Below are 24,369 nucleotides of genomic sequence, written 5' to 3'. Positions count from 1 at the left end.
TTGTGTGGCAAATTTACTATAATTTACGATAAAGATTTACAGTAAAGAATGTTATTATTTTAGGTTTAAAATTAATTTTTAAGAATACTTCTTGAAATCACTATTTTTTGAATTTCTGATGTTCCTTCGTAAATTTGAGTAATTTTCGCATCACGCATTAAACGCTCTACATGATAGTCTTTTACAAAACCATTTCCTCCATGAATTTGCACGGCCTCTACCGATTGTTCCATCGCCACTTTTGAGGCGTATAATTTTGCCATTGCGCCAGAAGTGTCATAATTATTTCCTTGATCTTTGTCCCAAGCGGCTTTCATCACTAACATTCTTGCGGCTTCAATTTCGGTGTACATATCGGCAAGTTTAAAGGCAATTGCTTGATGATTGCAAATTTCTGTACCAAAAGTTTTACGTTCTTTTGAATATTTCAACGCCAATTCATACGCTCCAGAAGCAATTCCTAAAGCCTGTGCGGCAATTCCGATTCTTCCTCCAGCTAAGGTTTTCATAGCGAATTTAAAGCCAAAACCATCTTCACCAATTCTATTTTCTTTGGGAACTTTTACGTTGTTAAACTGCAAGGTATGTGTGTCTGAACCACGGATTCCTAATTTATCTTCTTTAGGACCAATGTGAAAACCTTCTGTTCCTTTTTCAACGATAAAAGCATTGATTCCTTTGTGTTTTTTACTGCGATCTGTTTGTGCGATAACCAAATAAACATCGGCACGCCCACCGTTTGTAATCCAGTTTTTTGTTCCGTTGATTAGATAATGATCGTCTTTTTCTTCGGCAGTGGTTGCTTGTGATGTTGCATCAGAACCTGCCTCTGGTTCACTCAAACAAAACGCTCCGATTTGTTCGCCAGTAGCTAATTTTGTTAAGTATTTTTGTTTTTGCTCTTCCGTTCCAAAAGCTTCTAAACCGTAACAAACTAACGAATTATTTACAGAAACCATTACCGATGCCGACGCATCAATTTTAGATAACTCCTCCATAATTAATACATACGAAATAGTGTCCATACCACTTCCGCCATATTTTGGATGCACCATAATTCCCATAAAACCAAGATTACCCATTTTTCGGACTAATTCTTGTGGAAATTCTTGCTTGTTATCTCTTTCAATTACGCCTGGTAATAATTCGGTTTGAGCAAAATCGCGCGCTGCATCACGAATCATGATATGTTCTTCTGTTAAACTAAAATCCATAATTTCTGATAATTTAATAATTGTTAAATTCGTAAAAAATTCAACCAAAGATACTTTTTTAATAGCATATTTTTAGCAGTGTTTTATTATTTTTACAGATATGAATGATGATTTTTATTTTATAATAGGATTGATGTCTGGCACATCATTAGATGGAATTGATTTGGTATATGTTCAGTTTGATAAAAAAAATTATAAGAATTTTAATATTTTATCTGCTGCAACTATTTCTTATACGGATGTTTGGAAACGTAAATTACAAAGGGCAATTAATTTTTCAAAAGATGATTTATTGCTTTTAGATATTGAATATGCAGTTTTGTTATCAGAAGAAATTAATGTATTTATCAAAAAAAATAACATTAATTATATTGATTTTATCGCCTCGCACGGACATACAATTTTGCATCAACCCGATAAAGGAATTACGCTTCAAATTGGTCATGGAAAAATTATATCAGAAAAAACCAAGCAAAAAGTAATTTGCGATTTTAGAACTCAAGATGTTGCGTTGGGCGGTCAAGGCGCGCCACTTGTTCCGATTGGTGATGAACTATTATTTTCGCAGTATGATTTTTGTGTGAATCTTGGCGGTTTTGCGAATGTTTCATATCAGAAAAAAGCACAACGAATTGCTTTTGATATTTGTCCTGTAAACATCGTTTTAAATCATTATGTACAAAAATTAGGTTTTCCGTATGATGATAAAGGACAAATAGCAAAATCATCAAAAATAAATGAAGAAGTATTAGCAAAATTAAACGCCTTAGATTTTTATAAAAAATCGGCACCAAAATCATTGGGATTGGAATGGGTTCAAGAAATTATTTTTCCATTAATTGACGCATCAGAAAAAAATATTCCTATTATTTTACGAACTTTTATTGAACATTCAGCGATTCAAATTGGTAAAATAATCCATAAAAATGACGCTGTTTTAATAACAGGTGGCGGTGTTTTTAACGATTTCTTAATAAACAGAATTGAATTTTATGCAGAACAAAAAATTGAAATACCATCAAAAGGACTTATTAATTATAAAGAAGCGTTGATTTTTGCTTTTTTAGGACTCTTACGTTCTGAAAATCAAGTGAATTGCTTAGAAAGTGTTACAGGAGCAAAAAAAGATCATTCTTCGGGTGTTATTTTTAACAAATAGTTGGCGTTTTTTAATTTAAAAAATTTCAGCTATCACTTTTTTATAGTAAGTTTGTGATAGTATGTTTTAATCTATTTTGATAATAATTAAAAAATAAATAAATGAATCAACTTTAGCTTTTTTTACAGATAGTATTTGATTTGCAGAAAAAGAAAGTAAAAACGTTTTAAAAAACGTAATTAAGAACATTTATTAAAATATTATAGGATGAAAGAATTACTTAAAATATACGAGAACAAAGAACCAGAAATCGTTTTTCATTGGAGAGATCAAGAAACAGCAGCCGAAGGGTGGACAGTTATCAATTCTTTAAGAGGAGGTGCTGCCGGTGGTGGAACTCGAATGCGTAAAGGTTTAAATAAAAATGAAGTGTTGTCTTTGGCAAAAACAATGGAAGTGAAATTTACGGTTTCAGGACCTGCTATTGGAGGTGCAAAATCAGGAATTAATTTTGACCCCAACGATCCAAGAAAAAGAGGCGTTTTAGAACGTTGGTATAAAGCGGTAACGCCGTTATTAAAACATTATTATGGTACAGGAGGTGATTTAAATGTTGATGCCGATAAAGATGTAATTCCTATTACAGAGAGTTGTGGTGTTTGGCATCCGCAGGAAGGAATTTTTAACGGACATTTTAAGCCAACTGAAGCTGATAAAATTAATAGAATAGGACAATTACGTCAAGGCGTAATTAAGGTAATTGAAGATAAACAATTTTCACCTGATTTATCAAGGAAATATACCGTTGCAGATATGCTAACAGGATACGGTGTTGCCGAAGCAGTTAAGCATTATTATAATATTTACGGAGGAACAATTATCGATAAAAGAGCAATCGTTCAGGGGTTTGGAAATGTTGGTTCAGCGGCAGCATATTATTTAACACAATTAGGTGCTAAAGTTGTTGGTATTATCGATAGAGAAGGCGGAGTTATAAATGAAGAAGGATTTTCTTTGGAAGAAATGACGGAATTATTTTTAGCTAAAGATGGAAATAAATTAGTTTCTAATAAAATGATTCCTTTTGATGAAATTAATCAAAAAATCTGGAGTTTACCAGCTGAAATATTTGTGCCAGCAGCAGCATCAAGATTAATATCTCAAGAGCAAGTACAAAAAATGATTGATACAGGTTTAGAGGTAATATCGCCAGGAGCAAATGTTCCTTTTGCTGATAAAGAAATTTTCTTCGGACCTATTATGGAATATACGGATAATCATCTAAGTTTATTACCAGACTTTATTTCAAATTGTGGTATTGCAAGAGTTTTTGCTTATTTAATGGAAGCTAAAATAACATTGCCAATGCAAGATGAAGCTATCTTTAATGATACTTCAAACACCATAAAAAAAGCACTACAAAGAACTTTTTCTAAAAGTGCTTCAAAAACAAAAATTTGTTCAACAGCTTTTGAAATCGCTTTAAAAGAGTTGGTTTAAAGGCACAATAAATAAAAATGATGTTTAAATATTTTTTAGGGAACAGCCCTAAGTGGTTTAAAATAACCATGATTAGTTTTTTAATTTTTAACGTGTTTTCCTTCTTTGTATTGGGAAAAACAATAACCGCCTGGCTTTTTATAGCCGAATTTATTTTTTCATTGGCGATGGCGTTAAAGTGTTATCCACTTTTAACGGGTGGTTTGTTAGCTATTCAGGCAGTTGCTTTAGGATTGACAACAGCTAAAAATGCCTATCATGAAGTCGCTCAGAATTTAGAAGTAGTGTTGCTTTTAGTATTCATGGTGGCGGGTATTTATTTTATGAAACCTTTATTGATGTTTATTTTTAGTAAGGTTTTTACCAAAATAAAATCAAAAGTATTGTTATCATTATTATTTGTTTTTTTATCAGCAGTTTTATCAGCATTTTTAGATGCATTAACAGTAACAGCGGTATTAATTAGTGTTGCCGTTGGTTTTTATGGCGTGTATCATAAAATTCATTCAAGTTCTGCAGATTATGATCATGATGGAGTTTTAGATAGAGTTGAATTAAGTGGTGAAACATTAGATCAATTTCGTGGTTTTTTACGTAGTTTAATTATGCACGGTGTTGTGGGTACAGCTCTTGGAGGAGTTTGTACGTTAGTTGGTGAGCCTCAAAATTTATTAATCGGTGAACGATTAGGTTGGGATTTTGTTCAGTTTTTCTTAAAAATGGCACCTATTACGTTACCTGTTTTAGCAGCAGGAATGCTAACAACGGTTATTTTAGAATTAACAGGTTGGTTTGGTTTTGGAGATAAATTGCCAACGGTAGCGGCAAATATCATCAGTAAATATACCGAAGAAGAAGATGCTAAAAGAACAGATAAAGAAAAATATGCTTTAATTGTTCAGGGAGTATCTGCATTATTATTAATCGCAGGTTTGGCGTTACATATTGCACCTGTTGGTTTTATCGGGTTAGCATTAATTATTGTGCAAACAGCATTTACAGGTATTATTGATGAACATCAATTAGGACCTGCTTTTGAAGAAGCATTGCCTTTTACAGGATTATTAGTAGTCTTTTTTGTCGTAGTAGCAATGATTCACGATCAACATTTATTTAGTCCAATAATTCACTGGGCATTAAGTCAAGATCCAGCATCTCAACCAGGATTATTTTATGTAGCAAACGGGTTTTTATCAGCAATTAGTGATAATGTATTCGTAGCAACCGTATATATTGGTGAGGTAGAACAGGCTTTTAAAAATGAAGATATAACAAGAGAACATTTTGAAAAATTAGCTATCGCAATTAATACAGGTACTAATTTACCAAGTGTTGCAACACCTAACGGACAAGCAGCATTTTTGTTCTTATTAACATCATCTTTAGCTCCGTTAATTAATTTATCGTACGGTAAAATGGTGAAAATGGCATTTCCTTATACCATTGTTTTAGGAGGATTAGGCTATATTATGGTAAAGCTATTATTATCTTAAATTAATAAAAAAAAATAGTGTATTTTTAAATCCTGAATTTATATTCAGGATTTTTTTAGTATTTATAAAATAAAATTACGTGCATGTTAGGATACATTCAAGATGATACAGGTTTAGTTGATGAAATATCAACTGAAAAAACATTATCAATAATTCAATTGATTAAAGACGGTGGAGTAGGTGGTCAAATTATTATTGCCATCTTATTTGTGCTTTTAGCCGTGGCATTATATATTTATTTTGAACGTTTTTTTGCCATTAAAGAAGCATCAAAAGTGGACAAAAATTTTATGAACGAAATTAGAGATTTTGTTACAAGCGGGAATTTAGAAAGTGCCAAAGAATTATGTGAAACAACCAATTCACCCACAGCACGATTAATCGGAAAAGGAATTTCGAGAATCGGAAAACCATTAGAAGATATCAATAAAGCGATTGAAAATGCAGGGAAATTGGAAGTCTATCAACTCGAAAAAAATGTTTCTGTAATCGCCACTATCGCAGGAGCTGCTCCTATGATTGGTTTTCTAGGAACGGTAATTGGAATGATTATTGCCATTCATGAAATAGCAAATTCTGGTGGACAAATCGATATAAAATTATTGTCTGATGGATTATATACTGCCATGACAACAACGGTTGCGGGTTTAATTGTTGGAATTATATCGTATATAACCTACAATCATTTGGTGGTTCGTACCGATAAAGTAGTGTATCAAATGGAAGCAATATCAGTAGATTTTTTAGACCTATTAAATGAACCTGTATAATGAATTTAAAAGGAAGAAATAAAGTTGATCCAAGTTTTAATATGTCGTCAATGACGGATATTGTTTTTTTATTGTTGATATTTTTCATGCTAACATCAACCTTAGTTACCGTAAATGCGATTGATGTTTTATTGCCAAAAGCAGGAGGGAAAACCGAAAATAATACTGCCGTAGCCGTTACGATAACCGAAAATTCTTCTTTTTATATTGATAAAACAAAAGTAAGTGCCGATAATTTAGAAAGAAGAATTCTAGAAAAAATGGGTACGGATAAAAAGAAAACATTAGTGATTAGAGGCGATCAAAATGTACCTTATAAAAATGTGATGAATGTAATTGACATCGCTAATAGAAATAAATTGAAGATGATTTTGGCGGTAAAAGCAAAGTAATGAAGATATTGGAAACAGCACATAAACGAAAATCAGCAATTATTACAGCCCTTATTTTGATGCTTTTACTTTTTGGGATTTTTAATTTCGGAATGAAGTATTTAGATCCTCCAATTGAATATGGACTGGCAATTAATTTTGGGGATGCTGAGGTTGGAAGTGGCGAACCTGTTGAAAATACAAAATCGGAAACAACAGCACAATCCGAACAAGAAATTGAAGATGAAATTCAAGAAGATTCTGAAGAAGATCTTCAAGAAGTAGAAGAAGATTTGCAAGAAATAATGGAGGCTTCTGATGAAATTATTACGGATGATATTATAACCAATCAGACCAAAAAAGATGTTCCCACTGTTGATAAATCAGTAGAAAAAGAAAAATTATCAGCAGAAAAAACGACTAAAACACCTCAAAAAAAGACGGCAAAAAAAACGAATCAAAAAGAAAATAAGAAAGAAAACAAGAAAGACGTTAAAAAAATAACTCCAAAACCATCAAAACAAACCACCGATGCTTTAAATAGTTTGCTTGGCGGAACTTCTAAAAATGCTAAAGCAAAAGGGGAAGGAGATGATACACAATCAGGAACAAAAGGAAACAAAAATGGCGATCCAAATTCAAGTAAATATTACGGAAATTCAGGAAGCGGTTCTGGCGGTAATTATAATTTAGCAGGACGTAAAGCCCTTTCAAAACCAATCAAAAAACCAGATTGCCAAGAAGAAGGAACAATTGTAGTGAGCATTGAAGTAGATCAAAATGGAAAAGTTATTAAAGCACAAACAGGTGGTTTAAAAGGAAGTACAAGTTCCGCTCCTTGCCTAGAAAAAGCAGCCAAACAAGCCGCCTTAAAAACCAAATGGAATGCTGATCAAAATGCACCCCAAAAACAACGAGGAACAATTATCTACAAATTCTCTTTGTCACAATAATAAATAGCAGTTTTAAAATATTTCACAAAATATAAATGACCTATCAACAAACCTTAGATTGGCTATTTTCTCAGTTGCCAATGTATCAACGAGAAGGAAAAACAGCCTTTAAAAAAGACCTAACAAACAGCATTGCATTAAGTAATGAATTAAAAAATCCTGAAAGAAAATTTAAAACAATTCACGTAGGCGGAACCAATGGAAAAGGTTCTACAAGCCATATGATTGCTAGTGTTTTACAAGAAGCAGGCTATAAAGTTGGTTTATACACATCGCCACATTTAAAAAATTTTACAGAACGGATTCGAATTAATGGACAAGAAATTCCAACGGGAAATGTTATCGAATTTGTAGCTGAAAATAAAAGCTTTTTAGAAGCTCAAAAATTGTCGTTTTTTGAAATGACCGTAGGAATGGCTTTTGATTATTTTGCTAAACAAAAAGTCGATATCGCTATTATTGAAGTCGGTTTAGGAGGGAGATTAGATTCTACCAATATTATTACGCCAGAAGTTGCTGTAATTACAAATATAGGATTAGATCATACGCAATTTTTAGGCGAAACATTACCCGAAATAGCTTTCGAAAAAGCAGGAATTATAAAAGAAAATATACCTGTTGTTATTGGCGAACGACAACAAGATGTTGAGCATGTTTTTTTAGAAAAAGCCCTTTCTTGTAAGGCAAAAATAGTATTTGCTTCGGATGAATTAACTACCTATAAAACCGATTTATTAGGCGATTATCAAGCTAAAAATACAAAAACAGCGGTGAAAGCAATACAGCAATTAGAGGGATTTGTTGTTTCTGGTGAAAATATCAAAAATGGATTGTTAAAAGTAGTCGAAAACACCAATTTAAAAGGACGTTGGCAAATTTTACAAGAAAATCCAAAAATTATTTGCGACACCGCACATAATAAAGAAGGATTAACGTACACTTTAAATCAATTAAAAAAAGAAGTAGAAAACGAGAAATTTGAGAAATTACATATTGTTTTAGGAGTTGTTGCTGATAAAGATTTGGCGGCTATTTTGCCAATGTTTCCTAAAAAAGCAATTTATTATTTCTGTAAACCAAATATTCCAAGAGGATTATCCGAAGAAATTTTAAAAGAACAAGCGAAGCAATTTAATTTAATAGGAGAATCTTTTAATTCTGTAAATCAGGCTTTTGAACAAGCAAAATTAAATGCAAATGATAAAGATGGTATCTATATTGGAGGAAGTACCTTTGTTGTTGCCGAAGTTTTATGAAAAAAAAGTCAAAAAAACCTGAAAAAAGCATTGCTATATTAAATAAGTGTTATATATTTGCACCCGCAATTAGCTTATAGGGCGCGTAGCTCAGTTGGTTCAGAGCACTTGGTTTACACCCAAGGGGTCAGGGGTTCGAATCCCTTCGCGCCCACCAAAAGCTTAAAAGGTTAATTGCATTAGGGCGCGTAGCTCAGTTGGTTCAGAGCACTTGGTTTACACCCAAGGGGTCAGGGGTTCGAATCCCTTCGCGCCCACATAGATTATTAGTTAAAGTTAAATATATTGTTTTAGGGCGCGTAGCTCAGTTGGTTCAGAGCACTTGGTTTACACCCAAGGGGTCAGGGGTTCGAATCCCTTCGCGCCCACCGAAAGTCTCATCAAATTTTGATGAGACTTTTTTTGTTTTCTAATATTTTTAAAAATGTTTTTTGTAGCTTCGTAAATTATATAAAAATATAAAAAGTACGCTAAAAGTACTTTGTTAGTTATAAAAATGAACGTACCAAAAATTGCAATTATAGGACTCGGTTATGTAGGATTGCCCCTAGCAAGATTATTTGCAACTAAATATTCCGTGGTTGGTTTTGATATAAAATCAAAAAGAATTGCAGAACTTAAAAACGGAATCGATACAACACTTGAAGTAGCACCCGATTTATTAAAAACCGTCTTAATACATCAAAAATCCGAAGAAAAAGGACTCTTTGTGACCGATAATATTCAAGAAATAAAAGATTGTAACTACTATATTGTAACCGTTCCAACATCCGTAGATAAAAATAATCAACCCATTTTAATTCCCCTATTAAGTGCCAGCAAAACAATCGGGAAAATTCTTAAAAAACAAGATGTCGTTATTTATGAATCAACCGTATATCCTGGAGCAACAGAGGAAGATTGTGTGCCTGTTTTAGAAAAAGAATCAGGACTTACATTAAATAAAGACTTTTATGTAGGATATTCTCCTGAAAGAATTTCTCCTGGTGATAAAATTAGAACCGTAGAAAATATCCTGAAAGTTACCTCGGGATCTACCCCAGAAATAGCACAACAAATTGATGATTTATATAAATCTGTAATTAAAGCAGGAACGCATAAAGCATCGTCAATTAAAGTCGCCGAAGCATCAAAAATTATAGAAAATTGTCAAAGAGATATTAATATCGCCTTTGTAAATGAATTGGCTAAAATTTTTAATCTGATGAACATCAACACAAATGATGTTTTAGAAGCCGCCGCCACAAAATGGAATTTCCTGCCCTTTAAACCTGGTTTAGTCGGTGGACATTGTATCGGTGTTGATCCATTTTATCTGGCGCAAAAAGCACAACAATTTGGCTATTATCCAGAAATTATTTTATCTGGAAGAAGATTAAATGATAGTATGGGAAATCATATTGCATCCGAAGTTGTTAAATTAATGATTTCGAAAGATGTAAAAGTTAAAAAAGCTGAAATCCTAATACTAGGAATCACCTTTAAAGAAAATTGTCCCGATATCAGAAATACAAAAGTAATTGACGTATATCATGCACTCAAAAGTTATGGCGTTCAAGTTGATATTTATGATCCGTGGGCTAAGAATGAAGAAGTCTTAAGCGAGTATGATTTTGAATTAACAAATAATCTTTACGAAAAAAAATACGATGCTGTTGTTTTAGCAGTGTCACATCATCAATTTAAAGAAATTGATTTACTACAATTAAAAAAAGAAAATAGTGTCGTGTATGATGTGAAAAATTTTCTTCCTCAAAATTTAACAGACAAAACATTATAATGAAAAATTTTGCACTAATAGGAGCCGCAGGATATATTGCACCACGCCATCTAAAAGCAATAAAAGATACCAATAATACGTTAATCGCTGCGTTAGATAAATTCGATAGCGTAGGTATAATGGATAGCTATTTCCCAAATGCAGATTTTTTTGTAGAATTTGAACGCTTTGACCGTCATATCGAAAAAATTAAACGACAACAAAATATTCAACTAGATTATGTAAGTATTTGTACCCCAAATTATTTACATGATTCGCATATCAGAATGGCATTGCGAAGAGGAGCAGACGCTATTTGTGAAAAACCATTGGTGTTAAATCCTTGGAATGTAGATGCTTTACAAGATATCGAAAAAGAATCGGGAAATAAAATTAATACCATTCTGCAATTGAGATTGCATCCAAGTATTATCGCATTAAAAGAAAAAGTTGTTGCCGAAAAAAAACTAGGTAAACAGCAAAAATACGATGTTGATTTAACATATATAACTTCCAGAGGAAATTGGTACGACGTTTCATGGAAAGGAGATCAAAGTAAATCAGGAGGAATTGCCACCAATATTGGCGTGCATTTTTATGATATGCTTTCTTGGGTTTTTGGAAAAGTACAAGAAAATAAAGTCCATCTAAGAGAAAAAGACGCATCAGCAGGATATTTAGAGTTTGAAAATGCAAGAGTACGCTGGTTTTTATCAATAAATGAAAATTCATTGCCCTTAGAAGTTAAGCAGAAAAATCAAAGAACCTATCGCTCGATAACTGTTGATGGACAAGAAATCGAATTTAGTGGCGGTTTTACAGAATTACATACTCAAAGCTATAAAGGAATCTTAAAAGGAAAGGGATACGGACTCGCAGATGCAAAAGCATCCATAGAAATTGTACACGATATTCGAAATGTGGAAGTAGTCAATAATGGAGAGAAACATTTGTTTTTAAATAGATAAAAGTATATTTGCAATAAAAATATAATTGAAACGTATATCTTAAATAGATAATAGTTTTTTTATTATAAATAAGTTAAAGTATTTTAAGAAAAGTTAAAAGATAATAGTTAGATGAATATAGCAGTTATAGGTTCAGGTTATGTAGGTTTAGTATCAGGAGCATGTTTTTCAGAAATGGGAAATAAAGTTACTTGTGTTGATATCGATCAAAATAAAATAGATAAACTTCACCAAGGAATTATTCCTATTTATGAACCAGGATTAGAAAAAATGGTTCTTAAAAATGTTGAAAAAAATAATCTTCTTTTTACAACAAAATTAGAAGAAGTTATCAACGATGTTGAGATTGTTTTTATCGCCGTAGGAACGCCTATGGGTGATGATGGTTCTGCCGATTTACAATATGTTTTATCCGTAGCCAAAGAAATAGGCGCTAAAATGACTAAAAGACTTGTCGTTGTTGATAAATCAACGGTGCCAATAGGAACTGCCGATAAAGTGAGAGCAACAATTCAAAAAGAGTTAGACGCAAGAGGTTTAGATATTACTTTTGATGTTGTTTCAAATCCTGAATTTTTAAAAGAAGGAGATGCTATCAGTGATTTTATGAAACCCGATAGAGTTGTTATTGGTGCAGAAACAGCATATGCTTTTGATAAAATGAGACAACTATATACACCGTTTACCATGTCGCATGAGCGTTTTATAACCATGGATATTCGTTCGGCAGAAATGACCAAATATGCTGCAAATGCGATGTTAGCGACCAAAATTTCATTTATGAATGAAATCGCTAATATTTGTGAAAGAGTAGGCGCAGATGTAAATAATGTACGTGTCGGAATTGGTTCTGATAGTAGAATTGGATACAGTTTTATTTATCCAGGAGCTGGTTATGGAGGATCTTGTTTTCCAAAAGATGTAAAAGCATTAAAGAAAATAGCCGAAGAAAATGGCTATGACGCACAATTAATTACATCCGTAGAAGAAGTAAATAATCGTCAGAAATTTGTAATCGCTGAGAAAATAATTAAACGATTTGGTGAAGATTTATCAGGATTAACATTTGCCCTTTGGGGATTAGCTTTTAAACCTGGAACCGATGATATGCGAGAATCACCCGCTATTTATGTGGTAAAAGAACTTGTGAAAAGAGGCGCTAAAATTAAAGCATACGATCCGAAAGCGATGGAAGAAGCACAGCATTTTTATTTAAAAGATGTTCAAGGTGTTTCATATTTTGAATCAAAATACGATGTTTTAAAAGAAGCAACCGCTTTAATTATGCTGACAGAATGGAAAGAATTCCGTTCACCAGATTTTACAGAAATAAAACAACAATTAAATACACCAATTATTTTTGATGGAAGAAATCAATACAACGCATTTAGATTAGAAGAGCAAGGTTTTGAATATTATCAAATCGGAAAAAATTAATGAAAGTTTTAGTTACAGGCGCAGCAGGTTTTATAGGGTATCATTTAAGTAAAAGGCTTTTAGAAAAAGGTTTTAATGTTGTTGGTATCGATAATATCAATGATTATTATGATGTAAATCTTAAATATGCCCGATTAAAAGAACTAGGTATTAAAAGAGAAGATGCTTCAGTTTTTTATCAAGAGACATACAGTAGTGCTAACACTAATTTTAAATTTATCCGACTTAATTTAGAAGATAAAAAAGTATTATCAATGCTGTTTGAATCAGAACAGTTTGACGTAGTTTGTAATTTAGCAGCACAAGCAGGAGTTCGTTATAGTATTGAAAATCCTGATGCTTATATACAAAGTAATATCGTTGGTTTTTTAAATATTTTGGAATGTTGTCGCGATAATGAGATTAAACATTTGGTGTACGCCAGTAGTTCAAGCGTATATGGAGCGAATAAAAAAGTGCCTTTTGAAACTTCGGATAATGTAGATCATCCTGTAAGTTTGTACGCCGCTACTAAAAAAAGCAACGAATTAATGGCACATACATACAGTCATCTATATAAAATACCAACAACAGGTTTACGCTTTTTTACCGTATATGGACCTTGGGGAAGACCCGATATGGCACCTATTTTATTTGCGGATGCGATGATGAATAATCGTGCTATAAAAGTGTTTAATCATGGCGATATGGAACGTGATTTTACCTATATTGATGATATCGTTACAGGAATTGAAAAAATAATTTCAAAACCAATCGAAGAAGTTAAAGAGAGAAATTTATATAAAATATACAATATCGGAAATAATAATTCGGTGAAATTGTTAGACTTTATATCAGAAATAGAAAAAAATATAGGTAAAATTGCCCAAAAAGAAATGTTACCAATGCAACCTGGTGATGTACAAAAAACATGGGCAAATGTAGATGAATTAATTAAAGATTATAATTATAAGCCTACAACCTCATTAGATAAAGGAATTAAAGAATTTATAAATTGGTTTAAAATTTTTGAAATTGAAAAATAAAAGAACATTGAAAAAAAAAATGATGAAAGTTGTTTTTATACTTTTTATCTCACTTTTTAGTACCGTAACATACGCTCAGGCTACACAATCGCAATTAAATACTGTTGAGGTTGATAATCTTTCTGATAAACAAGTTGCTAGTTATCGAGATAAAATTAAAAAACAAGGATATACCTTAGAACAAGCCCTAGTAATGGCAAAAACCAAAGGAATGTCCGAAGTTCAAGCTCAAAAATTAAAAACTAGAATCCTTAATCTAGATAATTCAAGTGTAACTAAAGTTGATGGTGTTAAAATATTAAAAACTCAAGATGAGGTATATTTTGGATTAACAGGTAAAGAAAGTGAAACACAACAAAAAGAAAAATTATTTGGATATGATTTTTTTAATAATCCAAATATTTCATTTACTCCAAATTTAAATGTAACAACTCCTGAAAATTATGTTATCGGAGCAGGAGACGTTATTTCTGTTGATTTATGGGGAGCAGCTGAAGCTAATTACGATAAAAAAGTAAATAGACAAGGAGCTATTAATATTCAAGGTGTTGGTTATGTTCATGTTGTAGGATTGCCTATTAAAGCGGCAAAATCAAAAATTAAAAACTATTTAAAGAAAATTTATGCTGGAATAACAGCTTCTTCCGATAGTTATAATAAAGTGAATATCGCCGTTTCTATAAAAGAAGTACGAAATGTTCAAGTAAGTATTGTTGGAGAGGTAAAAGTACCTGGTTCATATTCTTTAAGCGCTTTTTCAACAGTTTTAAACTCTTTATATGCTGCAGGTGGACCAACAAAAAATGGAACCCTTAGAAATATTCGACTCTTTAGAGCAGGACAAAAAATAGCTGATTTTGACTTTTATGAGTTTTTAGTAAACGGATTAGAAAAAGGAAATATAACCGTACAAGATCAGGATGTTATCATTGTAAAACCCTACGAGAAATTAGTAACAATCGAAGGAGCTGTTAAAAGACCTGGGTTGTATGAAATGAAAAATTCTGAAACCGTTTCAGATTTATTAAAATATTGTAGTGGTTTTGTTTCAAACGCATACAAACAAAATATTGTTGTTGAAAGAGTTAATGGGATTCAAAAAGAAATTTTAGAAATACCTCAAGCAAAATTATCCGTAGAAAAATTAAAAGATGGCGATTTTATAAAAATTAATCAAATTACAGATGAATTTTCAAATAAAATAACCATAAAAGGAGCTGTTTTTCAACCTGGAAATTATGAATACACCGAAAATTTATCGATAACCGATTTATTAAATAAAGCAGAAGGAATTACCAAAGAAGCTTTCTTAGATAGAGGAATCATTACAAGAATTTATGATGAAACAAACAAAGAGACTATTTCTTTTTCATTAAAAGAAAACAATGACAAACTGTTTTTAAAGCAAAATGATGAAGTTTATATCTTTAGTAAAAAAGAACTACAAGAAAAAGAATTTATCACCATTAATGGCGCAGTAAATAAAGGTAGAAAATTTGATTTTATGCAAGGAATGCAAATTGAAGACTTAATTGTACTTGCCGGTGGGCTAAAAGATGGTGCTGATGCCAATACAATTGATGTTTCAAGAAGGTTGAAAGATGGAAGTTTCGAAACTATTAGTAAAAACTTTAATCTTAGTGCAAATAGTACCTTAGAAGGAACAGCAAGTAATCATTTTATTTTACAACCTTTTGATATTATTTCAGTTCGATACTTAAAAGGATATACCAAACAAAAAAATGTTTTTATTAAAGGAGAAGCTAATTTTGAAGGAGAATATTCTATCGGTTTAAAAAATGAAAAAATATCAGACTTAATTAAAAAAGCAGGTGGATTAACAAAATTTGCATACGTTCAAGGAGCTTTTTTAACGAGAAAAAATAATAAAAAAGAAGATGAAAAGCAATCAGAAATGCTTGCAGAATTTGCTAAAAAAGATACACTAGGGGTTGCTACACAAGAAATTAATGGAAAAAAATCCTTTAAAATAGGAATTGACCTAGAAAAAATATTAGCTAAAGGTGGCGAATCATCAAAATATAATTTAATATTAGAAGAAGGTGATGAACTCTTTATTCCATCTGAAAGACAAACCGTAAAAGTAGAAGGTGAAGTATTATCGCCGTCATTGGTTCGATATGAAAAAGCAAGGAGCTTTAAACAATATATTGAAAGCTCTGGTGGTTTTTCAGCAAATGCTAAAAAAAATAGAGCCTATATAATCCATGCAAATGGTGATATTAAAACAACAAAAAGTTTTTTATTCTTTAAATCATATCCAAAAGTAAAGCCAGGCTCTGTCATACTAGTACCTAATAAACCGCAAAATGTTAGAAAGGTATCAACACAAGAAATTATTGCCATAACAACAGGATTAGCGACCTTAGGAGTTTTAGTCAAGACACTAACAGATAAATAGTAAAAATAAGAGTAAAAAAAATGGAACATAAAAGTACATACAATACTTCTGATGAGATAGATTTATTAGATTTATTTAAAACTGTTTGGAAAGGTAAAAAAACCGTAATCCGTTTTATGATTATCTTTGCTTTCTTAGGCGCATTTATTGCTGTTTTTTCAGCCAAAGAATATACGGCATCAACTACTTTAGTACCTCAATTATCAAACAATAAAGGTGGTGATTTAGGTGGATTAGCCGCTTTGGCAGGAATTAATTTAGGAAGTAGTAGCGCTTCTAAGGATATTCACCCTCAATTGTATCCTAAAATAGTAGAAAGTATTCTTTTTAAAAAAGAACTACTAAACGTGCCTTTAAAATTTTCTCATCTTGAAAAAGAAGTTACCTATCAAGAATATTATTTAAATCATCAAAAAATAAACGTACTCTCTTTTATTAAAGAATATACTATCGGACTTCCTGGTAAGTTAATAGGCTTATTTAAAAGTAATGAAGTAAGTGTGTTGCAAGTTGGAAAAGATAGTATATATAGAGTATCCTTACAAGAAATAAAATTATTTAAATTTATAGAAAACCAATTAGCATTAGAGATTAATCCTAAGGAAGGTTTTGTGAAAATAGATTTTTCGATGCCAGAAGCCTTACCAGCGGCACAAATGACCAAAAAAGCAAAAGAGTTATTAGAAAAAGAAATCACTAATTTTAAAACTCAAAAAACCAAAGAAGAGTTTACTTTTATTCAAGAACGTTATAACGAAGTGAAAAAAGATTTCAAAAATAAACAAGCAACCTTAGCTAGTTTTAGAGACAGAAATCAAGGATTAATTACTTCTCGTTCAAAATCTCGTTTAGAAAGTTTGCAATCAGACTATAATTTAGCCTATAATGTTTATACGCAATTAGCAAAAGAATTAGAAACAAAAAAAATTAAACTAAAAGAAAATACACCCGTATTTACAGTTATAAATCCTGTAAGTGTACCTGCTATAAAATCAAAACCTCGAAGAGGAATGATTTTTATAATTTGGCTTTTCTTAGGAATTGTAACAGGAGTAGGAGTTGTTTTTGGTAAAGATTGGATTAAAAAATTAAAATAAATATGGCTATTTTAGAGAGAGTTATTTTAAAATTTCATAGGTTAAGGTTTCAGTTTTTATATCCTAAAACATACAAAAAAGGTAGTGTTCATGGTCCTTTTTCAATAATACATCCGAATAAATTACATTTTGGAGAAAGATTTTCATTAAATGATTATTGTTATTTGAATGCAACAAATGGAATTCGTGTAGGAAATAATGTAGCAATTTCTGCTGGAGCAAAAATAATATCGCTTAAATTAAATTTCACAAAAGACAGTAATAATAGTACTAAATTAGTGCATATTGGTTCTGAGATAACAATAGGAAATAATGTTCAAATAGGGGCAAATGCAACAATATTACCGAATGTTTCCATCTGTGATAATGTAATTATTGGTGCAGGAGCAGTCGTATCTAAAAGTATTTTAGAACCAGGTATTTATGTTGGAATACCAGTAAAAAAAATACATGCGTAAATTATTAGAGAATATTGGTCTTTTGACTATCGTAAAAGTATTAGATTTTTTAATTCCGTTAGTTGTATTACCAATTGTAATTTTAAGAATAGGATTAGATCTTTTTGGTGAGTTTTCGGTTTTATTATCTTTTTTTAGTTTTTTTATTTCTTTTGGAAATTTCGGTTTCAATATAGAAGCAATTAAAGATATTGCACTCTTCAAAGAAAATAAAGTTAAACTACATACTGTTTTATCCGAAGTTTTTTCGTTTAAAATAATTTTTTCTTTTATATCTATCCTGATTTTTTTATTGATTATCAATATTAAATATGACAGTTATTTTATAATATCCTTAGTTTTTTCTCTTGGTATTTTATTTGAGGTTTTTTCATTATCATTCTTTTTCTTGGCAATTCAAAAGTTAAGAGTTGTTTCTTTTGTGCAAATTTCAACTAAACTTATTTTTGGTATTTTAATTGTACTTTTAGTAAAAAATGAAAATGATTTATTACTATATGTTACTTTAACAGTTGGTGCATATATTCTTAATAGTATTCTTATTTTTTTCTTTGCGAGAAAATTTGATTTTAAGTATCAATTACTAACATTTTCGTACAATAAAAAAAGGCTTAAAAGCTCTTTTGAAATATATTCGTATAGTTTTTTAAATAATTTACTAAATCCTATTACTACGTATTTTATTTCTTCTAGTTACGGAAATACGATAACAGGTATTTTTGCATTATCTCAAAAAACATATACTATTTTTTATAGCGGTATTGCACCAGCAATGAATGCTGTTTACCCTTATTTATCCGAACAAAAAGACAAACATGCTAGTTTTTCAAAATTAATTAAAAAATTTATTTTAGCTTTTTCTTTAGCTAGTTTAGGTGCTTATTTTTTGATGTATTTTGGAGCATCTTATATACAAATGTATCTTTTAAAACGAGTTTTTGAAGGGGAAGAAATTAATCTTTATAACTTTATTTGTTTAATGATAATACCTGCTGTTTTAAATTTAGTTACAACAAGAATACTTATTATTGAAGAAAGACAAAGTGAAGTGTTTAACATTTTAAGTATTAATTTTTGTGTAATTTTATTAGGATATTTAATAGTGAAAATTTACGATTTAGAAGTGTTTTATGTAGCACTCGTTTTAGTGGTTTCTTCAATTTTAGCAAGTTTTATTTTGATGAAAAAAACACTACAGAATAATTTTTTTAAAAAAATAAGATAATAATTTATCTGTTTTTGATGAATGTAAAAAATAAAAAAATAATGGTAAAAGTTTCGGTTATAATGTCAATTTATTCAGAGCCTATTGAGTGGATGAAAGAGGCTATAAATTCTATTTTAAATCAAACATTTACTGATTTTGAGTTTATTATTGTAAACGATAAACCTTCAAGAAAAGAAAATATTGAATTATTAAAAGCGTATCAACAAAAAGATAAAAGAATACAAATTGTTGAAAATAATGAAAATATTGGTTTAACAAAATCGTTAAACAAAGGGTTGTTGTTGGCAAAAGGAACATATATTGCCAGAATGGATGCCGATGATTTTTCGTATCCAACAAGATTTGAAAAACAGGTTCATTTTTTAGATGAAAATAAAGAGTATGTAGTTTGTGGTACGAATATTGAATATTTTGGGGATGTTCAAAAAGAGGTTTTTTATCCAAAAGAAAATAATATGTTTCTTTTCTTAAAATCGCCTTTTGCACATCCTGTAGTGATGTTTAGAAATTTTATTTTAGATGAAAATAATGATAAAATCACTTATAATGAATCTTTTAAATATGCACAAGATTACGAATTATGGAGTAGATTTCATAACTATGGGAAATTTCATAATATACAAGAAGTTTTATTCAAATATAGAGTTAGTAGTCAGCAAATAAGTAAAGGTAAATTATCTGAACAACAATTTTACGCAGGGCAAACAAGACGTAAAATGTTGAATGCTTTTTGTGAAAACAATAATATTACATATCGTATTGCTACTGTTTTAGATTTGAATGAAATTAAAAGATATGAAAAAGAAGTAATGCAATTATCAGGCTGGAATTTAGCCCAAAGAAAAGCACTTATTACTTTTAAATATTATCTTTATAGGTCTGTAACTAAAAATTACATCAGTACACTTTTACATTTAATAATATCTCTTGATTTTGTTAAAATAGGTGTAGTAAATTTTTTTAAAACAGTTATTTATTTATTAACTAAAAAACTAACTAAATTAGTTGAATAATTTAACTTTAAACATACAATATATTAAATGAATAGAAAAGCATGATATTTAATTTATATTACCTAGCATTGTATTTTATGCTTTTGTTAACTGTTATTTTTACAGACATTTTTAAAAGTAAGAATGCTATATATGTATTTGTTGTTATTTTAATTTTATTTTCAGGTTTTCGTTATGATGCAGGAATAGATTATTTTAGCTATGAAAACATGATAAATGGTTTCTATTCTTTAGATTATATAGAGCCTTTGAGTAGGGTATTTCTATTAGTTGCAAGGAGCTATGAAGCACCATTTATTTTTTTCCTTTTAACATCAATTGTGTATGTCTGTAGTATATTTATAGGCGCTTTTAGGTTTAAGTCCTATAGTATGTTGTTTGTTTTTTTATTTACAACTTTTACAACTTCTTATTTAACTTCTTTTGGTTTTGTAAGACAATATGTAGCTATTGGACTGATTTTTTTAGGGTTTAGTTATTTATATGAGAATAAAAAGAAGCTATTTTTATTTTTTGTTACTTTAGCAGGAATGTTTCATTTATCAGGTGTAATATTTATACTGTTTTTATTTTTTAATAAATTATTTAAAAAAAAATATAGTATTTATGTTTTTACTGTTTTGATGATTTTATCTTTTTTTTCTACTAAAATATTCATGTTTTTAGTTAGTAAGTTAGGTTTATTTGCTTATTATTTTGAAAGAACATTAGCCGAAGATCAAGTTTCGGGTAAAAAAATATTTTATAGTCTTATTTTAGTTTTCTTTTTTGTTTCTTTAATACAACGTGCTTTTGTGAAAAACAACAAAAACAACATATTAACTTATGCTCAAAATATGGCTTTTGTTGGTTTGTTTATTTATGGAACTTTTTTTCAATTTGGAGAAAAAGTTGTTAGAATTAGTTATTTTTTTATACCTTTTTACTTTGTATGGTTTTATCAGTTATATAATGAATTAAGAGGTGTAAATATAAAGATGATTCTATTAGTATTTTTATTTACAGTTTGTACTTTTTATTATTTCAGTACATTGTATTTTGCACAATCTTCTTATAGAGGAGATTATTTAAATAATTATGAATTGTTTTTTTTAAGATGATTTTTTAAAGTAAAATACACTATTAATAGAATAGTTATTTATTCTGATTAGTAGTATATTTTCTATTATATTGTAGCTTTAAAATTTATAAATAATTTTTTTTAGTAATTAACACGCATAAAATTAATATAATATGACAGTTGATATATTAATATCTACAATCAGTTCAAATGTAAAAAATGTTCCATTGATTTTATTAAATCAAAGAGATGATATTTTTTATGTTATTTCAGTTCAAAAAATAGATGATACTTTATTTGAAGTACCATCTATTTTAAAAGAAAGAGAAGATGTTACATTAGTTTTTTGTGAAAAAGGAGGATTGTCATTAAATCGTAATAATTGTCTTAAAAATGCAAAATCAGATATTTGTGTAATTGCAGATGATGATGTACGGTATAAAGACTCTTATATTGATGAGTTAAAAGATAAGTTTATAAAAGATGCTACATTAGATATTTTATCAGGGAAAATTAAAACAAATCCTGGTGAACAAGAATATAAAGAGTATAAAAAAGAATCGCAAAAAATAACCTTTTTAAATTTCAAAAACATTAGTAGTGTTGAAATAGCATTTAGAAGAAAAAGTATCATAGATAATAATTTAACTTTTGATCAGAATTTCGGATTAGGCTCGCCTAAATACTCAACAGGAGGAGAAGAAAGTATTTTTATACGAGACGCTATATTTAAAAAATTGAAAATAGTTTATTTTCCTTTTTATTTAGTGAATCACCCTTATGAGAGTTCTGGAAAAATTAATGAGTTTGATCAAAAATTAATGACTTTTTTAGGTGGATATTCTAGAAGACTTTTTGGATTCGTAGGATTTATATTTTTCTTTTATTTTTTAATTAGACATCGTAGTAAAATAAAATCAGTTAAACATTCAATCTATTTTTTCGTTTGTTTTTTTAAAGGTTTTTTTGATATAAAATAACTTTAAATTTAATACATTTTTTTAAGATATAAAATATTCAATGAAGAACAAAGTATCTATAATAACGCCATCGTATAATTCGAGTGATTTTATCAAACAAACAATTGAATCAGTACTGAATCAAACCTATGAGAATTGGGAAATGATTATTGTTGATGATATGTCTACGGATAATTCTGTTGAAATTATTGAAAGTTATATCGAAAAAAGTCCTAAAGATAAAATAAGATTAATCCAAAACAAAACAAATTCAGGTCCTGCTTTAACAAGAAATGAAGCAATAAAAAATGCAAAAGGAAGGTATATCGCTTTTTTAGATAGCGATGATTTATGGACACCGAAAAAACTTGAAAAACAATTGCATTTTATGCAAACCAATAACTATCCATTTACGTGTACTTATTATAATCAAATAGATGAAGATGGTAAGTATTTAGTAACAATAGATAATGTTCCTGAAAAATCATCATATAATTCATCATTAACATTAAATAAAGTAGGCTGTTTAACAGCAATTTATGATGCTAATTATTTTGGTAAAATCTATATGGATAATATAGCTAAAAGACAAGATTATGCATTGTGGTTAAAATTGCTAAAAAAAACAGATTATGTATATTGTTTTCCTGAAGTATTAGCAGACTATAGAATACGAAAAAATTCTGTATCAAGTAATAAAGTGAAATTAATAAAATATCATTGGTTTATTTATTCTAAGAATGAAAAGTTAGGATTTTTAAAATCGGCTTATTGTACAGTGTCTTATGTGTTAAAAACATTATTAAAGAAAAAGTAATTTTAAAAATTAATACATGAAAATAGTAGTAACAGGAGCTTCAGGTTTTGTTGGAAGTAATATTACAGAATATTTAGAAAATAAGGGTAGTAGTATAGAAAAAGTTTCATTAAGAAATGAAAACTATACTTTTGATGCTAAAGCAGATGCAATAATTCACTTAGCAGGAAAAGCAGATGATACTTCGAATACTTTAGATGAAAAAGAATATTTTAAAGTTAATACAGATTTGACTATAAATTTATTTAATTCGTTTTTAAATTCAGAGGTAAAAGATTTTTTCTTTTTCAGTAGTGTTAAGGCTGTTGCTGATGCCGTTGATGGTGTATTATATGAAAATCATATACCTGAACCTAAAACACCTTATGGTAAATCTAAGTTAAAGGCAGAGGAATATTTGTTATCAAAAGAATTACCTAAAGGAAAGAGACTTTTTATAATTCGTCCTACAATGATTCATGGAGCGGGTAATAAAGGAAATCTTAATTTATTATTTAAAGTTGTAGATAAGGGGGTTCCTTGGCCTTTGGCTTCATTTAATAATAAAAAATCATTTTTATCAATTAATAATCTTAATTTTTTAATGGGTGAAATGTTAGAGAATAAGACAGTAGCTTCTGGTATTTATAATTTTACAGATGATAATGATATATCTACTAACAGGTTAATAGAAATTTTAGCAACTGTTTCTGATAAAAAAGCTAGGTTATTAAAAATACCAGCCTCATTAATATCAACAGCAGCAAAAATGGGAGACAAACTAAAATTACCATTAAATACAGAAAGATTACAGAAATTAACACAAGACTATGTTGTTTCTAATCAAAAAATAAAACAAGCATTACAGATTAATCAACTACCTTTAACTATTGAAGAAGGTTTAATTAAAACAACTAAAACTTTTAAAAAATAATGACACGTTTATTTGATTTTTTATTTTCATTCTTCGGAATAATTTTTTTATTACCTATAGGTTTAGTATTATATATTATAGGATTATTTGATACAGGTTCTCCTATTTTTGTTCAAGAAAGAGTAGGGAAAAACAAAAAGCCATTTAACTTGTTAAAATTTAGAACCATGAGTAAAGATACGAAATCGGTAGCTTCTCATTTAGCTAGTAAATCATCAATAACAAAATTTGGTTCATTTTTAAGAAAAACAAAACTAGATGAATTGTTACAATTAATTAATGTATTAAAAGGTGATATGAGTTTAGTAGGTCCTCGTCCTAATTTATTTAATCAAACAGAACTGATTGAACAAAGAGATAAATTAGGTGTTTATAACGTTGTTCCAGGAATAACAGGATTGGCTCAAATTAATAAAATAGATATGTCAACTCCTAAAAAATTGGCTTTAAAAGATGCTGAAATGATTAAATCTTTCAAAACAAAAGACTATTTTAATTATATTTTTGCAACTCTTGGTGGAAAAGGACAGGGAGATAGAGTAGTCTCTTAAAATATT

The 24,369-nt window shown here is 29.5% G+C and carries 22 protein-coding genes and 3 tRNA genes; 24 read left to right on the top strand and 1 reads right to left on the bottom strand.

The window, feature by feature from the left end; genetic code table 11:
* Positions 1 to 71: 71 nt before the first annotated feature.
* Entirely contained in the window at positions 72 to 1,214 is a 1,143-nt protein-coding gene (locus L0U77_RS05105) for an acyl-CoA dehydrogenase (RefSeq protein WP_233883753.1), read from the bottom strand.
* 100 nt (positions 1,215 to 1,314) lie between these two features.
* On the opposite strand from L0U77_RS05105, the gene L0U77_RS05100 reads away from it, so the two are divergent.
* The 24 genes from L0U77_RS05100 (at position 1,315) to L0U77_RS04985 (ending at position 24,363) form a co-directional block, all read left to right on the top strand.
* Complete coding sequence (locus tag L0U77_RS05100; RefSeq protein WP_233900822.1) at positions 1,315 to 2,373, top strand: anhydro-N-acetylmuramic acid kinase; 1,059 nt, start codon at positions 1,315 to 1,317, stop codon at positions 2,371 to 2,373.
* A 207-nt stretch (positions 2,374 to 2,580) separates the two neighbouring features.
* A complete protein-coding gene (locus tag L0U77_RS05095; RefSeq protein WP_233861319.1) occupies positions 2,581 to 3,813 on the top strand; it encodes a Glu/Leu/Phe/Val dehydrogenase dimerization domain-containing protein in 1,233 nt (410 codons plus the stop codon).
* 20 nt (positions 3,814 to 3,833) lie between these two features.
* The gene (nhaB, locus tag L0U77_RS05090; RefSeq protein WP_233883752.1) at positions 3,834 to 5,306 is read left to right on the top strand and encodes a sodium/proton antiporter NhaB; all 1,473 of its coding nucleotides are present in this window, start codon (positions 3,834 to 3,836) and stop codon (positions 5,304 to 5,306) included.
* A gap of 83 nt (positions 5,307 to 5,389) precedes the next feature.
* Positions 5,390 to 6,076, top strand: coding sequence for a MotA/TolQ/ExbB proton channel family protein (locus tag L0U77_RS05085; protein ID WP_101916800.1), 687 nt, complete (start codon positions 5,390 to 5,392; stop codon positions 6,074 to 6,076).
* Complete coding sequence (locus tag L0U77_RS05080; RefSeq protein WP_101916799.1) at positions 6,076 to 6,468, top strand: ExbD/TolR family protein; 393 nt, start codon at positions 6,076 to 6,078, stop codon at positions 6,466 to 6,468. The genes L0U77_RS05085 and L0U77_RS05080 overlap by 1 nt, the downstream gene beginning before the upstream one ends.
* Positions 6,468 to 7,400 carry an energy transducer TonB family protein gene (locus L0U77_RS05075; protein WP_233900821.1) on the top strand — a complete coding sequence of 311 codons (933 nt, stop codon included), beginning with the start codon at positions 6,468 to 6,470 and terminating at the stop codon, positions 7,398 to 7,400. The genes L0U77_RS05080 and L0U77_RS05075 overlap by 1 nt, the downstream gene beginning before the upstream one ends.
* A gap of 35 nt (positions 7,401 to 7,435) precedes the next feature.
* Complete coding sequence (locus L0U77_RS05070) at positions 7,436 to 8,656, top strand: bifunctional folylpolyglutamate synthase/dihydrofolate synthase (protein WP_233900820.1); 1,221 nt, start codon at positions 7,436 to 7,438, stop codon at positions 8,654 to 8,656.
* A 79-nt stretch (positions 8,657 to 8,735) separates the two neighbouring features.
* A tRNA-Val gene (locus L0U77_RS05065) sits at positions 8,736 to 8,813 on the top strand.
* A 25-nt stretch (positions 8,814 to 8,838) separates the two neighbouring features.
* A tRNA-Val gene (locus tag L0U77_RS05060) sits at positions 8,839 to 8,913 on the top strand.
* Between the two features lie 36 nt (positions 8,914 to 8,949).
* A tRNA-Val gene (locus tag L0U77_RS05055) sits at positions 8,950 to 9,024 on the top strand.
* A 128-nt stretch (positions 9,025 to 9,152) separates the two neighbouring features.
* On the top strand, positions 9,153 to 10,436 hold the full coding sequence (locus L0U77_RS05050; RefSeq protein WP_233900819.1) for a nucleotide sugar dehydrogenase: 1,284 nt from the start codon (positions 9,153 to 9,155) through the stop codon (positions 10,434 to 10,436).
* Positions 10,436 to 11,383, top strand: a complete 948-nt coding sequence (locus L0U77_RS05045) for a Gfo/Idh/MocA family protein (protein ID WP_233900818.1) — start codon at positions 10,436 to 10,438, stop codon at positions 11,381 to 11,383. Before L0U77_RS05050 ends, L0U77_RS05045 begins: the two co-directional genes overlap by 1 nt.
* Before the next feature lie 111 nt (positions 11,384 to 11,494).
* On the top strand, positions 11,495 to 12,820 hold the full coding sequence (locus L0U77_RS05040) for a UDP-glucose dehydrogenase family protein (protein WP_233883724.1): 1,326 nt from the start codon (positions 11,495 to 11,497) through the stop codon (positions 12,818 to 12,820).
* On the top strand, positions 12,820 to 13,845 hold the full coding sequence (locus L0U77_RS05035) for an NAD-dependent epimerase (protein WP_233883723.1): 1,026 nt from the start codon (positions 12,820 to 12,822) through the stop codon (positions 13,843 to 13,845). Before L0U77_RS05040 ends, L0U77_RS05035 begins: the two co-directional genes overlap by 1 nt.
* A gap of 19 nt (positions 13,846 to 13,864) precedes the next feature.
* Positions 13,865 to 16,267, top strand: a complete 2,403-nt coding sequence (locus L0U77_RS05030; RefSeq protein ID WP_233900132.1) for an SLBB domain-containing protein — start codon at positions 13,865 to 13,867, stop codon at positions 16,265 to 16,267.
* 20 nt (positions 16,268 to 16,287) lie between these two features.
* Positions 16,288 to 17,364 carry a Wzz/FepE/Etk N-terminal domain-containing protein gene (locus L0U77_RS05025; RefSeq protein ID WP_233883721.1) on the top strand — a complete coding sequence of 359 codons (1,077 nt, stop codon included), beginning with the start codon at positions 16,288 to 16,290 and terminating at the stop codon, positions 17,362 to 17,364.
* Between the two features lie 2 nt (positions 17,365 to 17,366).
* On the top strand, positions 17,367 to 17,822 hold the full coding sequence (locus L0U77_RS05020; RefSeq protein WP_233883719.1) for an acyltransferase: 456 nt from the start codon (positions 17,367 to 17,369) through the stop codon (positions 17,820 to 17,822).
* Positions 17,815 to 19,047, top strand: coding sequence for an oligosaccharide flippase family protein (locus L0U77_RS05015; protein WP_233883718.1), 1,233 nt, complete (start codon positions 17,815 to 17,817; stop codon positions 19,045 to 19,047). Before L0U77_RS05020 ends, L0U77_RS05015 begins: the two co-directional genes overlap by 8 nt.
* Positions 19,048 to 19,109: 62 nt before the next feature.
* Positions 19,110 to 20,063 (top strand): glycosyltransferase, encoded by a 954-nt coding sequence (locus L0U77_RS05010; RefSeq protein ID WP_233883714.1) that lies wholly within the window; start codon positions 19,110 to 19,112, stop codon positions 20,061 to 20,063.
* A 41-nt stretch (positions 20,064 to 20,104) separates the two neighbouring features.
* Positions 20,105 to 21,163 carry an EpsG family protein gene (locus L0U77_RS05005; protein WP_317206161.1) on the top strand — a complete coding sequence of 353 codons (1,059 nt, stop codon included), beginning with the start codon at positions 20,105 to 20,107 and terminating at the stop codon, positions 21,161 to 21,163.
* Between the two features lie 133 nt (positions 21,164 to 21,296).
* Positions 21,297 to 22,103: a glycosyltransferase family A protein gene (locus tag L0U77_RS05000; RefSeq protein ID WP_233883709.1), complete on the top strand. Its 807-nt coding sequence runs from the start codon at positions 21,297 to 21,299 to the stop codon at positions 22,101 to 22,103.
* A 40-nt stretch (positions 22,104 to 22,143) separates the two neighbouring features.
* Positions 22,144 to 22,899, top strand: coding sequence for a glycosyltransferase family 2 protein (locus L0U77_RS04995; RefSeq protein ID WP_233883708.1), 756 nt, complete (start codon positions 22,144 to 22,146; stop codon positions 22,897 to 22,899).
* A 16-nt stretch (positions 22,900 to 22,915) separates the two neighbouring features.
* Entirely contained in the window at positions 22,916 to 23,812 is an 897-nt protein-coding gene (locus tag L0U77_RS04990) for an NAD-dependent epimerase/dehydratase family protein (RefSeq protein ID WP_233883707.1), read from the top strand.
* The gene (locus tag L0U77_RS04985) at positions 23,812 to 24,363 is read left to right on the top strand and encodes a sugar transferase (RefSeq protein ID WP_233883706.1); all 552 of its coding nucleotides are present in this window, start codon (positions 23,812 to 23,814) and stop codon (positions 24,361 to 24,363) included. The genes L0U77_RS04990 and L0U77_RS04985 overlap by 1 nt, the downstream gene beginning before the upstream one ends.
* The last annotated feature ends 6 nt before the right edge of the window (positions 24,364 to 24,369 follow it).

Source organism: Tenacibaculum piscium (assembly GCF_021390715.1).
Taxonomy (GTDB): Bacteria; Bacteroidota; Bacteroidia; order Flavobacteriales; family Flavobacteriaceae; genus Polaribacter; species Polaribacter piscius.
Note: the sequence above shows the minus strand (reverse complement) of the source record. Positions and strands in the feature narration are given on the sequence as shown.